General features: G+C 45.0%; 11 protein-coding genes and 2 pseudogenes. 2 read left to right on the top strand and 11 right to left on the bottom strand.

All coding sequences use genetic code 11. The features are described 5' to 3' along the window. Window positions 1-131: 131 nt before the first annotated feature. The 11 genes and pseudogenes from rsmA to HMPREF0501_RS07135 all read right to left on the bottom strand — a co-directional run bounded on the left by rsmA (window position 132) and on the right by HMPREF0501_RS07135 (window position 10,839). The gene (rsmA, locus tag HMPREF0501_RS07180; RefSeq protein WP_006917289.1) at window positions 132-1,028 is read right to left on the bottom strand and encodes a 16S rRNA (adenine(1518)-N(6)/adenine(1519)-N(6))-dimethyltransferase RsmA; all 897 of its coding nucleotides are present in this window, start codon (window positions 1,026-1,028) and stop codon (window positions 132-134) included. Then, on the bottom strand, window positions 1,009-1,581 hold the full coding sequence (rnmV, locus tag HMPREF0501_RS07175) for a ribonuclease M5 (protein ID WP_040456121.1): 573 nt from the start codon (window positions 1,579-1,581) through the stop codon (window positions 1,009-1,011). The genes rsmA and rnmV overlap by 20 nt, the downstream gene beginning before the upstream one ends. Beyond that, window positions 1,568-2,377: a TatD family hydrolase gene (locus HMPREF0501_RS07170; RefSeq protein ID WP_006917286.1), complete on the bottom strand. Its 810-nt coding sequence runs from the start codon at window positions 2,375-2,377 to the stop codon at window positions 1,568-1,570. The genes rnmV and HMPREF0501_RS07170 overlap by 14 nt, the downstream gene beginning before the upstream one ends. Window positions 2,378-2,402: 25 nt before the next feature. Further along, window positions 2,403-4,427 (bottom strand): methionine--tRNA ligase, encoded by a 2,025-nt coding sequence (metG, locus tag HMPREF0501_RS07165; RefSeq protein WP_006917284.1) that lies wholly within the window; start codon window positions 4,425-4,427, stop codon window positions 2,403-2,405. A gap of 94 nt (window positions 4,428-4,521) precedes the next feature. After that, a complete protein-coding gene (locus HMPREF0501_RS07160) occupies window positions 4,522-5,373 on the bottom strand; it encodes a DUF72 domain-containing protein (RefSeq protein WP_006917282.1) in 852 nt (283 codons plus the stop codon). Between the two features lie 423 nt (window positions 5,374-5,796). Continuing rightward, window positions 5,797-6,985 (bottom strand): annotated as a pseudogene (locus HMPREF0501_RS07155) (MFS transporter). Window positions 6,986-7,081: 96 nt separating this feature from the next. After that, a pseudogene (locus tag HMPREF0501_RS07150) lies at window positions 7,082-7,606 on the bottom strand (Sir2 family NAD-dependent protein deacetylase); the annotation flags it as partial. Continuing rightward, complete coding sequence (locus HMPREF0501_RS09395; protein WP_412047821.1) at window positions 7,549-7,671, bottom strand: hypothetical protein; 123 nt, start codon at window positions 7,669-7,671, stop codon at window positions 7,549-7,551. The gene HMPREF0501_RS09395 and the pseudogene HMPREF0501_RS07150, both read right to left, overlap by 58 nt. Window positions 7,672-7,675: 4 nt before the next feature. After that, complete coding sequence (locus tag HMPREF0501_RS07145) at window positions 7,676-8,647, bottom strand: hypothetical protein (RefSeq protein ID WP_006917274.1); 972 nt, start codon at window positions 8,645-8,647, stop codon at window positions 7,676-7,678. A gap of 1 nt (window position 8,648) precedes the next feature. Continuing rightward, on the bottom strand, window positions 8,649-9,902 hold the full coding sequence (locus HMPREF0501_RS07140) for a hydroxymethylglutaryl-CoA reductase, degradative (protein WP_006917273.1): 1,254 nt from the start codon (window positions 9,900-9,902) through the stop codon (window positions 8,649-8,651). Further along, window positions 9,895-10,839 carry a Ppx/GppA family phosphatase gene (locus tag HMPREF0501_RS07135; protein WP_006917272.1) on the bottom strand — a complete coding sequence of 315 codons (945 nt, stop codon included), beginning with the start codon at window positions 10,837-10,839 and terminating at the stop codon, window positions 9,895-9,897. The genes HMPREF0501_RS07140 and HMPREF0501_RS07135 overlap by 8 nt, the downstream gene beginning before the upstream one ends. A 178-nt stretch (window positions 10,840-11,017) precedes the next feature. Here HMPREF0501_RS07135 and helD point away from each other — a divergent pair, with 178 nt between their 5' ends. After that, complete coding sequence (gene helD / locus HMPREF0501_RS07130; RefSeq protein ID WP_006917268.1) at window positions 11,018-13,336, top strand: RNA polymerase recycling motor HelD; 2,319 nt, start codon at window positions 11,018-11,020, stop codon at window positions 13,334-13,336. Next, window positions 13,333-13,656, top strand: a complete 324-nt coding sequence (locus HMPREF0501_RS07125) for an ArsR/SmtB family transcription factor (protein WP_040456119.1) — start codon at window positions 13,333-13,335, stop codon at window positions 13,654-13,656. Before helD ends, HMPREF0501_RS07125 begins: the two co-directional genes overlap by 4 nt. Window positions 13,657-13,694: the final 38 nt, after the last annotated feature.

Genomic DNA, 13,694 nt, shown 5'->3' with positions numbered 1-13,694 from the left:
GTAACTTGCTTCATCATTTAAGGCAAGAACAATTCAGGAGGAGCTGTGGATAAAAGCGTCACGAATAAACAAATAAGCTCCAGCACTGACCAATTCCAGCTCTGGGGCTTACTCTATGTTCTTTTCGTAGTCTAAATTATTTGTTTTTCATGCAGTCCGTTTGCTAACTGAATAAATTGCAAAAGCGAGAGGGTTTCTGGCCGATCGGTGCTGGCAATCTGAAGATGATCCAGAGCGTCTTTGACCGCTTGCTGTTTTGTTTTATTCTTCCTCATTAACGGTTTCAGATTGTTCCACAAGTTTTTCCGCCGGTGGGCAAAACAGGTCTTAATCAAACTAAATAGTTTGGCTTGATCGAAAGGCTGCTCCGTAAGCGCTGTGGTACGCGGTGTTAGTACCACGATGGCAGAATCAACATTGGGCGCTGGAACAAACGAATGCCGAGATACGCCAAACGCAAGCTGTGCGGTCATCGAGTATTCAATGGCTAAGGTCAAAGCTCCATACTGCTTAGTCCCAACCTTAGCCGTTAGCCGCTCTGCCACTTCCTTTTGCATCATGACACAAATGGCTGCCCATTGCACAGAGCTATTAAGCAGGTTCATCAAAATGGGACTAGTAATGTAATAGGGTAAATTAGCGACCACTTTAACCGGTCGACTGGGATCAGTAAACTCTTCTTGAATTAACTTCGGTAGGTTTGCCTTCAAAACATCTTGATTAATCACCTTGACATTCTTGTACGGTGACAGAACATCCGCCAAAAGCGGCAATAAATCAGTGTCAATTTCCAAGGCTACGACTTCACCAGCTGATTTAGCCAATTGTTCGGTCAAGGCCCCCAAACCGGAGCCAATTTCAATGACATTATCTTGTTTCGTAATCTGGGCTGCATCGACAATCCCCGTCAGCACGTTCAAATCAGTTAAAAAGTTTTGTCCAAACCCTTTTTTGGCATGAATCCCGTACTTTTTAATGATTTCGCGAGTCCGTTGACTACTCCCAATCTCACTTATGGCCATCTTCATCCTCCTGATTGACTTGTACCATTGCCTTTTGGAACTGCGTTCGAGAGACCCGAAAAACGTTCAGCCGTTTTAGCATTTGCTTTCCGTTACCGTAACCAATTCCCAAAATTTGTCCTAACCGTTCACGACGGTACCGAGCAGTCGCACCCCCAACCAAATTGGCCTTTGCCATATCGGTTCGGGTAAATTCGGGCTGATCAACCTCTTCTTCGGTGTACAAATTACTAAGAGCTTCGCGAATCACCTGCTGCGAGGCATGTTCCACCCCCAAACTGCCGTGCGCTTCTGTCGGTACACCTTGTCGCCGTTGAATAAAGGCGTGCTTCACTCCTGGAATCGCTTGACTGATCATTTTGCGCAGCCGTTCCCCGTTGAAATCCGGGTCGGTAAAGACGATCAAGCCACGCCGCACCTGGAGCTTCTTTAGTTGCTCAATGTCAGCTAACGATAAAGCAGACCCGTTTGTTTCAAACGTGTCTGCATCTACCGCCCGCTGAACTTGTTTCGTATCATCTTTGCCTTCGACAACAATGACTTCTTTAATTTTTTTCATGTGGGACTCTTTCTTTAAATAACCGATCAGCATTTTGATAACTTACCTGGGCGATCGTCTGTGGTGACTCGTCTAATAACTCGCTTAATGCCAACACCGTATAATACGTAAAACCAGGTTCATTCTGCTTACCCCGGTAAGGAATGGGCGTCAGATATGGTGCATCCGTTTCTACCATCATCCGATCTAATGGCGTTACCTTTGCCGCCTCATGCACCGCGGTTGCCCGATGGAAACTCACCACGCCGCTGTATGAGAGGTGCATCCCCAGTGCTAGAAATTTACGCGCCCATTCGGCATCACCAGCAAAACTATGCATAACCCCACCAAAGTCGCCAACATGATTCGCTTTAAGAATTTGGTAGGTATCCGCTAGTGCTTCTCGACAATGAATGGAAACCGGCAACTGCAATTCACGAGCTAACGCTAGTTGTTCTTCAAAAACCCGCTGTTGGACTGCGTGCGGACTAGTATCCCAGTGATAATCTAAGCCAATCTCACCAATCCCAACTACACATGAATCCACTAACTGAGCTCGTAGTGTAGTTTGGGCTTTTTGATCATAATCCTTAGCATCTTCCGGATGCCAGCCAACGATGGCGCGCAGTTCGGAATACTGATGCGCTAATTGAAGCGCGCGTTCATTCAGAACCTGATTTGAACCTACCATATTCATCGTTACTACGCCATAATGACGCGCCCGAGCCAGGTAAGCTGGCACATCATGATAAAAACAATCATCATTCAAATGAGTATGGGAATCATAAATTTTTAATGGGATGACTGGACTAACCATTCTGGACTCCTTCACAACCGCTTAATTAGCCAATTTCTGAACCAGGAACCAGACTATCTGGCAGAATCAGCAATTGAACTTCGCCATCATGTTCAGCAGACAGTAACATTCCTTGGCTTAATTCACCACGCATCTTTCGTGGCTTCAAGTTGGCAACAAATGCCACCTTCTTACCAACCAGCTTTTCGGGTTTCGGATACCATTGCGCAATTCCAGACAGAATTTGCCGACCTTCTGGTGTGCCATCGTCAATTTGGAATTTCAGCAATTTATCCGCTCCTTGAACGTGACCAGCGGCTTTAATTTCACCAACCAGTAAGGCCACTTTATCAAAGGCTTCAATCCGAATTGCTTTCTTTCCGGTCGTCTGCTCTTGTTCCTTTTCTTGGGCTGCTTTCTTGGCTTGTTCCATTGCCTTACGCCCCTTTTGCTTGGTGTTGGCCGTCATTTGGGACTTCAAGAAAGCAACTTCTTCCTTTACATCACGCCGTGGGAAGATTGGTGTTCCCTTCTTAACCACAGTGGCCGCTGTCGGAAAATCATTAAATGATAAGTCATTCAGAGTTATTTCAGTATCTGCTAACCCTAATTGCTGCAAAATTTCCTTTGGTGCGTTGGGCATTGTTGGTTGCAAGAGTGCTGCAATAAACCGCAATGCCTTTGCCAAATGAGTCATAACATCAGATAATTCAGCTTTTTTATCCTCATCCTTAGCTAATACCCAAGGTTCGGTTTCATCAATGTACTTGTTGACCCGGGAAATCAATTTCCAAACACTAGCTAAGGCTTCGGCAAAGTGACATTGATCCATCAAATCACTGTATTCGGCCAGTACATCTGCGGCGGTTTGTTCAAGATCTTGGTCATATGGCGTCATTGCCGTGTTGGTCCCCTGAACTTGACCACCCTGGTACTTATTAATCATCGCTACCGTCCGGTTAAGCAGGTTCCCGAGGTCATTAGCCAGGTCAAAGTTAACTTTATCAACAAAGTCTTCTGGACTAAAAATTCCATCGTTACCAAATGGCATTGCTCTCAGCAGGTAATAACGTGTGGCATCCAAACCGTAACGTTCCACTAAGGTTTGTGGGTAAATGACGTTCCCCTTTGACTTGGACATCTTGCCGTCCTTCATCGTTAACCAACCGTGACCAATGACATGCTTTGGTAATGGCAGTCCAAGGGCATGCAGCATGATTGGCCAATAAATCGTGTGGAAACGGACAATTTCTTTACCGACCATGTGCACATCCGCTGGCCAGTACTTCTTAAATAAGCGGTTGTCATCTGAACCGTAGCCAAGCGCCGTAATGTAGTTTGACAGCGCATCAATCCACACGTAAACCACGTGTTTAGGATCATTTGGCACCTTGACACCCCAGTTAAAGGAAGTTCGCGTCACCGCTAGATCTTCAAGCCCTGGTTTCAGGAAGTTATTAACCATTTCGTTCATCCGCGTGTGTGGTTCAATGAAATCCGGATGTTCCTTGTAATAGTCCATTAACCAATCAGCATACTTGCTCATCTTGAAGAAATATGATTCTTCTTCGACCAATTGGACTTCATGACCCGATGGCGCTTTCCCGCCGATAACTTTACCATTATCATCACGGTACACTTCCGCAAGCTGACTCTCCGTGAAGTATTCTTCATCATCCACTGAATACCAGCCGGTATACTTGCCCTTGTAAATATCACCCTGGTCCAGCAGCTGCTGGAAAATCTTCTGAACTGCCCGTTCATGATAGTCATCCGTCGTCCGAATGAACTTATCGTTGGTAATATCTAAAGTCTTCCATAACTTTTTAATGCCTGTAGCCATTTGGTCAACGTACTCTTGGGGCTTCATTCCTAACTGTTCAGCCTTTTGTTCAATCTTCAAGCCGTGTTCGTCCGTCCCAGTTAAATAAAAAACATCATAACCAGTGAGCCGCTTAAAACGGGCTTCTGCATCACAGGCAATTGTAGTGTAGGAGTTTCCAATATGCAGTTTGCCAGATGGATAATAAATCGGTGTTGTAATGTAGTATGTTGGTTTGGTGTCAGCCATTCCGCATTCCCTCTTTCTCATGTGGTAATTAAAAATAGTATAGCAAAGAACGCCCGAAAATTCGATTATTACCGCCCATTTATTGGGGTACGGTTTAAAAAAGGTCGAGCTGTTTGGGATCGCGGGGAACCAGTCCGCGAAAATGCAATCCCATGATTTTCTGTAAGGTTTGCGCATTTGGTGCAGCATCCCGTCCAGAGTTATTATTGAAGATCACGCAAACCTCCCTTGGCGCTGGCTGTAGTGCTAAAATTCGTTGACTGAGGCTTTGCAGCTGTTCATCAGAATAACGGTATAAAGTCCGCTTCTTACGCCATTCCTGTCCCGGGTGATTCCATCCCTGCGCATTTCGTCCATGAAGACGAATCAGCGCTAAATTGGGATTCGTAGTGGCCAGATAAAATGGCACTGATGCCTCAATCTGGTTGGGTTCGTCAGCCGCCACCAACGTTAGCTTTAAATCCTGACAATAACCCACTAACGATTTCACCACCGCCGAGCGATACCAACTCCGATTTCGCAATTCAATGGCAATCGGTAACGACCCCATCCACTGACGAACCTTCATCAAGTACTCAATGTTTTTTACTGTGGCATCAAATTGTGGTGGAAATTGGAAGAGGACTGTTTTGAGCTGATTAGTTGCCAATAATGGACGAAGGACCTGCTTAAAACACGCAAACATTTCCGGTAATGAAATTCCATCTGGCGTTACCGCTCGTGGATGCTTCGTCATGGATTGGTGGGCTTTGACAATAAACTGAAAATCTGGACTCACATCATTAATCCATTGCTGCACCGTTTTTAATTGGGGCAGTGCATAGAAAAAGGTGTCCACTTCGACTGCTGGTAAATACTGGGCATATTCCCGTAAGGTCACTGGTCGTGATTCATTGATAAGTGCGGGATGCTCCGTCCAGGTCGTCAAAGCGAGTGTCGTCTTCATTTGATCCCTCCTTTTTCAAATAAGAATTTAAATTCATTTACTCATAATTCGGCTTTTAATTAAAAAATGCTAAGTGTATATTTTTTACTATATTCAGGCAATTTATGCATAATCTATCATTTTGTCATGGAAAAACAGTAATTAATTGCATTCGACTGAATAGCCCTTTGCATTCATTTTTTATCACTTTCTCATAGTACCACAAATCCCTTTAAAACGGCATTTCATCGTGTTATTTTAAGGATGAAATGAAAGGAGACGATAGTTATGTTTAAACACTTATTACACCGTTTACCAACCACTCACCAGATAAGTCAGCATGAACGTAAGGATCGTCTGCCACGGATCTGGAAAGTCGCGGGTAAAACCATTAATTTTAGTTAACCAAAAAGGGTTGGCAAAGCATAATTGCCAACCCTTTAATTATGCAATCTTCATTTCGTGACTCACTCCAAAGGTAATAAAGAATGACACTAGCATAAAAACGGCCACTACTAAGTATGGTGCCTGGTAATTCATATCTAATAAGGCTCCAGAGAGCAGTGGACCAATGATGTTACCAATGCTCGTTAACGACATGTTAATCCCGTTTAACAATCCCTGATTACTTTCACTCATCTTGGTCAGTAAAGTCGTAATTGCCGGGCGCAACATATCAAAGCCTTCATAAACCACTAACATAGCCACAAATAACTGCCAGTGGGAATGATCATAAATCACAATCAGCGTCCCGATCACACTAATGAAGAAGCTCCACCGAATGATCTGGACTTCGCCGAACCAAATCACAAGGTGATCAAATAAAAAGACTTGCAACATCAAAGACAATACTCCATTAACCGTTAAAACAGCCGCAATGGTAGTCAGATCAAAATGGTGAACTTGGTTAACGTACAGGCTATAAATGCTTTCAAAGCCGGCCAGGCCAAAGGCAGAGACGAGAATCATTACGAAGAGAACCACCAGAGCCGGGGTCATCATCTTTTTCACGGCATCCCAACTACTGCCGGCCAGCTCTTCATCCGCCCGCTCAGTATGGATTTGCCGCTCTTCTTGTGCATCCGCTGGCAAGGCAAAGAACGCCACAATGGCACTAATAATGCCCAAAACTCCGGCAACCCAAAATGGCATTTTATAGCTAATGTTGGCCAGCAGACCACCAAGTCCGGGGCCGAGCATTAAACCACCACTAAAGGCTGCGGAAAGCCACCCAATTACTTTTGCCCGTTGTTCACGAGTAGTGATATCAGCTGCCAGCGCCATCGAAGTCGGCACAAACATTGCCGCAGAAAGGCCATCGACCGCCCGTGACAAGTCAAATAGCCAGAGCTTACTGGTTGCAGCAAAGACAAATTCAGCGAGGCCGAAAACCAATCAGCCCCCAAACTAACATCGGTTTTCGACCCGTCCGATCAGAAATACGGCCTACGATCGGCGAAGCAATAAATTGCACGAGGGTAAATAGCGATGACATCATTCCCATATCAAATGCCGAAAAGTGATATTCATTCCGGATAAACGGCATGACCGGGAAAATGAGACTCATCCCTAAACAAATTAAAAATTCACAAAATAAGACAATTCCAATTGTATATTTGACCTGTTTACTCATTGAATCGCCCTCCTTTCGTCTTAGTACGTACAAAGAAGTCTCCAAAGGTTGGCAAACCAACTTTGGAGACTACGATTTTATTTTAAATTCAGTCTATCATTGAACGGCCAATTCAGCAAAGTATTTAGTGGCGTCTGCTTGAATCATTGTAAAATCAACTGGCAAATTTAAAGCTTGTTGGTTAATGGCCAACACTTTCGCTGCTGGATTAGCATACTGCAGTAACCCCGCAAATGGATATACTTTCATGGACGTTCCGACAATAACAACCAAATCTGCATTGGCCATCGCATTCACTGACTGTGAAATGGCCGCTTGAGAAATTCCTGCATCGTATAACACGATGTCTGGACGCAAGCTTCCCCCATCCTTCTCATGAATCCGACTCTTTAAATAATCGGCCACTGGAACTGTTTCATGACATTTTTCACAGTAGACGTGGTAAAGATTGCCATGAAAGTCGACTAAATGCTTCGTTCCTGCTTCTTCATATAAATTATCAATATTCTGGGTAATTACGGTTGCACGATCCTGCTGCGTTAGCGCCGCCTGCTTTTCATGAATTACATTGGGCCGTGCATCCGGAAAGTACAGGTTCTGTTTGCAGTAATTGTGGAAACCCCCGCACCAGTTAGAAATACAATATGATTTGCTCCATCAAAAAGTTGTTGTTCTGCGACTGCCATTTGATCACTTCCTTACAATGAATGGCACGTTTAGTTCCTTTAATAATTGTTCCACTGGTTCGTCATACATCTTCACAAATGCTTGAGCACGATCTTTCCCTGCGGGCCCATGTAAGGTAAAGGAATTTTGGTGGTCATTCCGCCGAAGGCCAATGTAAACATCATCATGTCCCTGCCGATCCTCCATATCTGAATGGAAGATTTCAAAGACCTGCCGGACCTTGAGCCGTAGTTGGCGCGCACTTAATACCGGCGAAACCGTTGTAAATTCATTATTATGCAATGCTGGCAGTCCCCACTCAAGGAGTTGCGCATCAAAAAGCTGATACAATTTGACGATTTGACGCCGCATTTCAAATGGAGAATCAATCCGCCGTTCCGTAATTTGATCATACATCTTTTGGGCAGCTGCGAATGCGACTGGATAATCAGTAGTCAATTGATCCTTAACTTGGTCAATGTGGTCACCATAAAAAACCAGTGCGTCAAGCAGCGTCAATAGCCGAAGCGTCCGTTCATCGTCATCGCCCTGGTCGTTTTCTTTAGAAATTGTCGCTTGAATTCCTTTTAAATATTCGACTTCGACTTGTTCATCAATTAAGCCGTGCTTCCGTTGTTCAGCCACCACCACCCGGTGCATTGCGACATCATATAAGTCAGTTGACATAATCATCATTTGTTCATCCAACTGCTCATCACCAAGTGAAAGCTGGAAGAAGATCTGCGGAAAGCCACGCAAAAGCATCAATAAATGCAATAATTCATGGGAAGCCGTATAGTTTGGCGCCGTCATGTCTGTCACCGTAATTACTAAGCCACCTGGCAATGTTGTTTGCCGGGCCTGGTCATGACGAACATAGCCAACGGGTTCCTTATCTTGATCAAACTGCACGAAAACGCTACCCTCCGGATAAAGCTCATTGACCGCATCCAACAAGCTTTGGGCTTCCTGGTTTAATTGAAATGGTTTCGGCATGTTATTGCTCCTTTCGTAACTGCTGTAATAGTTGCTTAGCGACCGTTGTATCGACTTTTGGCACGGTCCGCAATAATTCCGTTAATGGTTCAATTTCATTAGTATTAGCACCGACACTAATTGCAAGTGAACGATACTGTAATTTCATATGACCGGATTGAATTCCCGTCGTGGCAAGTGCCCGTAATGCCGCCAAATTTTGTGCTAAGCCAACACTGGCAATCACCGCACTCAATTCTTGCGCATTTTTAATCTGACTGATTTGATAATTAACTTTGGATTGCGGGGTCAATTTGATGGATCCACCAACCACCCCCACCGTTAATGGAATAGTAAGCATTCCTTCTAGCCCATTATCAACTAATCGCCACTGACTTAAGCCACGATACTGACCGTCACGGGCCGCATAGGCATGGGCGCCAGCTTCAACCGCACGCCAATCATTACCGCTGGCGATGACCGCAGCATCAATTCCGTTCATAATCCCCTTATTATGGGTCACTGCGCGATAAGGATCTGCTTGCGCAACTTCACTCAACTCTGCAATCCGTTCAGCAACTTGGCGCCCCGTCATTTTCTTTGTCGCAAGCTCGCCATTATGTACTAAACACTTCAACGTTTGCACGGCATCAACTGCATAATTACTCAAAATCGCTGCTAAAACATGCCATTCATGTTGCTGACAATATTCACCAACGGCTTCTGCCATCGTGTTTACACTATTGGCTCCCATGGCTTGATCAACGTCAATGAGAATGTCTAAACTAAGGAACCGTCCAGTGCGCCGTACCTGATAGTTTTTGGCACCCGCTCCCCGTTTTTTCATCGATGGGTGCGCATCATTAGCAACTTGCAAAATAATTTCACGATTTTTTTGACACCATTCACTAAACTGCTGCTCATCCGCATCACTAATCAGAACCTGGCCACGCACAATCCGGGTTTGTGGAGCAGCTTGAAAGCCGCCACTGGCTGAAATCCGTTTGGCACCGTTACATGCAGCAGCAATTACTGACGGTTCTTCAATGGCCATTGGGACAACATAATGTTGACCATTCACCTTGAGCTGGATTGCTACCCCTTCCGGGAGCTGATAGTCCATCACGTAATTTTCGATCAATTCGTTATTAATCGACGTGGTCTGGTCGCGTAACGTTTGTTCTTCAGCTAACGTTAACTGACAATATTTCGCAATCAACCGTTGCCGTTCAGTGACTGATTTTTGGTAAAGTCCTTTCAGCCAATCATTACGCATGACCGTCACCGTCCCGGATTTGGCGGTGCTGAATATACTCTGTAATAATTCCTTCGCGAACCCCGCTTTCCGAGAAAATGACCCGGCCATCACTGTTGCGTTGTAGAAGGCAAATCAGAGGCAGCATTCCACCAACAATGATGTCCGCCCGATCACTTTCCAAACCCGGCATCTTTTTTCGTTGGGTAAGATTTTTGCTTAATAACTCCCGGTAAGTAGCATAGACAATCCGTGAGGTTAAACGATAACCATGAATTCCCCGGTACTTTGACCGTCGGTGAGTCTTGCTCATCCTTGCAAGCGTCCGGTTGGCACCTCCTAACAAAACAATTGGTACCCGGTTAGCATAACGCAGCCACGGCACCTTATTATAGCGTTGCGTCACCATTGTCTGGGCTCGAAATAACTCAGCTGCCCGAACAAAGCCACCTAGATGGAATTGTTCTGAAATATTAACCGCACCAAACGGTAAAGAAATCATATCCCGCGCCTTCCGGTGCTGGATCAAAACTAACTCACAACTGGCCCCACCAACATCTAAAATTAAGCAGTGGTCCAATTTAAGTGTCCGAACAACCCCTAAATAGTCGTAATAAGCTTCCTGACGACCTGACAAAACCCGTAGTTCAATGCCAGTTTCATTTTTAACCCGAGCTAAGAACTCCTGCTGATTGCGTGCTTGGCGAACCGCTGCCGTGGTAATGGCAATTACTTGTACATTGTTAAAGCGTTCATAGACATTTTTAAAACGCTTCAGGGCAGCAATGGTATGGTTCATCGCCTTAGTTTGCAAGATTTTTTCGGGACCCATCCCTTCAGAGAGTCGTGTATTTTCCTTGACCCGCTTAATCTCGTGAAACGTTCCATTTGGATTGATCTGGGTTATTGCTAACCGTGCGGAATTAGACCCTAGATCAACAATCGCGAGGTTCTCCACGACCCATCACCTTCTTTTTGATTTTTTTGTCGAAATTATACCCTTTTAATGGTACCATGATATTTCTTCACTAACATTAGTAAAGTTAACCTAATTCAAAAAAATTATCCCACTAAGCGTCAGCTGCTCACTATGTTAAAATAAGTAAGTTCAATTATCTGTCAATGGAGGTCTTGGCATGGCAACTACAAATGAAAAAATCGTTGAACAGGCACGTGTTGATCAAGTCATTCAAAATATTGATCAGCAAATTCAACAGACCAAGCAAGCCATCAAAGCGGCGCATCAAGAAACCCGCGCGGTTGAACAAAACTACGGTGAAAATGCCTCAATCAACCGTTACGAAATTGATGATATTGCTGAATCTCGCTCCGCTCTGGAACAGCAACGCCAATTGGTTGCCCGGGCTTCCGAAAATGAAGACATTCTCAAGCGGCAGTTAGCCACCCTCCAAGAACTGCGCAAGTCACCTTACTTTGGGCGGATCCAAATTCAAGAACCAGGCAGTAATGAAGTAGAAACCCTCTATATCGGCATCGCCTCATTGATGAACAGCGATAAGACCGACTTTTTAGTTTATGATTGGCGAGCACCCATCTCCAGTGTGTACTACAACGGAAACCTTGGAAAAGTCACCTATGATACACCAGCAGGTCAACAAACGGTCAAACTCGTGCAAAAACGTCAGTTCACCATCGTGGATGGCCAAATCACTAACATGTTTGACACTAACGAAACGGTTGGCGATGAAATGCTCCAAGCAGCACTTGGTCAGCAAAATGATCAAACCATGCAAAACATCGTGGCCACCATTCAGCAAGAACAAAACGATATCATCAGAAATACCAGTAGTGACCTCCTCGTCGTCCAAGGGGTAGCCGGCAGTGGGAAGACTTCGACAATTCTGCAACGAATTGCCTACCTGCTCTATCACGCTAAGGAATCTTTAAACGCCGACCAGATTGTCCTGTTCTCACCTAACCAACTTTTTAGTCAATACATTTCTGAAGTGTTGCCTAGTTTGGGGGAACGCAACATGCGGCAGGTCACCCTCACCGGCTTTTTAAAACGACGTTTTGAAGGCCTCAATGTGGAAACCATTTTTGATCGGTATGAACAGCAGAATCAGGCTCCTCGAGCCGGCCAGCACTTTCTTGAATCAACTGCCGCAATGGAAGCGGTGCAACAGTACTTAAGTGAATTGCAGACTGGCCAGCAACAACTCAGTTTTACTAATATTAATTTTCATGAACGAGTCTTCTTCAGCGCCCAACATATTACAGACATTTTTAACCAGCAACCAGTGGCAATGTCAATTCCAGACCGGCTAATTCGCACCAAGAACATTCTCATCCGTGAAGTACAAAAACGTTCCCGCCAAGAGGCCCAAAAAGATTGGCTGCAAAAGGAGCTTAATCAGATCGATACCCAAGCAATTCACCGTTTGATGGGGAAGCATACAATTGATGATTTTCCTGATGAGCAGGCGCAAGTTCGTTATCTGGCTCGTCGACTAGCTCATCAGCGGCTGCGCGTCGTCGCTGATGCTGTCTACAACAATTACTTTTTAGATTTCAGTAGCCAGTATGCTGATTTCCTTCATCATCTCCACTGGCCGGCAGCAGTTCCGACTGCCACTCGACATGCCATTATTGAACAATACCAGCATGCGATTGAATTCCATCAATTACCATTGATGCATACCGCACCACTCATGTACTTACGGGACCTCATTACCGGGAACGGGCAAAACCGGAACTTCCAATTCGTCTTTATTGATGAAATGCAAGATTACTCCTCCGCGATGCTTATCTATCTCCACCACACGTTTCCAGAAGCCCGGTTTACGATTTTGGGTGATAGTGAACAAGCGCTTTTCTATCCTCTTCAACTCCCTGAACAGTTGCTAAAGACCGTGGCTGAAGATCTTCAAGCGCACCATCCAAAACTAATCACCCTCCGGCAAAGCTACCGGTCAACAACTGAAATTACCAACTTTGCTAAGGCCCTCCTCCCAGATGGTCAGCAAATCCATGCCTTTATCCGCCATGGAGACGTCCCAACCCTGACGATGACCTATAATGATCAAGAATGGGCAGCGCAGTTGACGAAACTGGTGCAGCAGGAACTCCAGTCCCTCCCGACGGTGGCGATCCTAACTAAAAATCAAACTCAGGCGCAAAAAGTCTACCATGCTCTTTATCGAAAAGTCTCGACTCTTTCCCGGTTAACGAGCCATGACACCAAACTACCACATCGTGGTGTGGTCATCCTCCCCGCTTATTTAGCTAAGGGACTGGAATTCGATACGGTGATTTTAGCAGATGTGAGCCAACAGTCATTAGGCAAGCAAGCTACCGGGCTACTATACACCATGGCGACCCGAGCCACGCATCGGTTGTCCATGATCAGTAACGGTCCCGTGAGCGACGCTTTTACTGAGACCGCGACTCGCCAACTGGTGGTTAGTCGCGAAGCAATGGAAAAGGGGGAATAATTATCAACCAACACCAAATTAACTTTGCTGAACAGATTTTTAAATTGCTCAGCAATGAAAAACGGATTCGAATCCTCTATTTACTGGAAAATCATTCATTCAACGTCAGTGAGTTAAGTGAACAACTCGAACTTCCCCAACCAAGTGTCTCCCATCAATTGGCTCTACTTCGCCAGTACCAGTTGGTCCAAGCCCATCGAGATGGTAAACAAATTTTTTACACCCTTGATGATCCCCACATAATCGAAGTGTTAAATGATATGCTCGCGCACGTTCAACATACGATGAATCATCGTGATCATTGGAATCATCAAATCTAAAACTAAATCATCCCGGACTTACTTAAGTTCGGGATTGT

The organism is Limosilactobacillus coleohominis 101-4-CHN (assembly GCF_000161935.1).
In the GTDB taxonomy this organism is placed as follows: Bacteria; Bacillota; Bacilli; order Lactobacillales; family Lactobacillaceae; genus Limosilactobacillus; species Limosilactobacillus coleohominis_A.
Note: the sequence above shows the minus strand (reverse complement) of the source record. Positions and strands in the feature narration are given on the sequence as shown.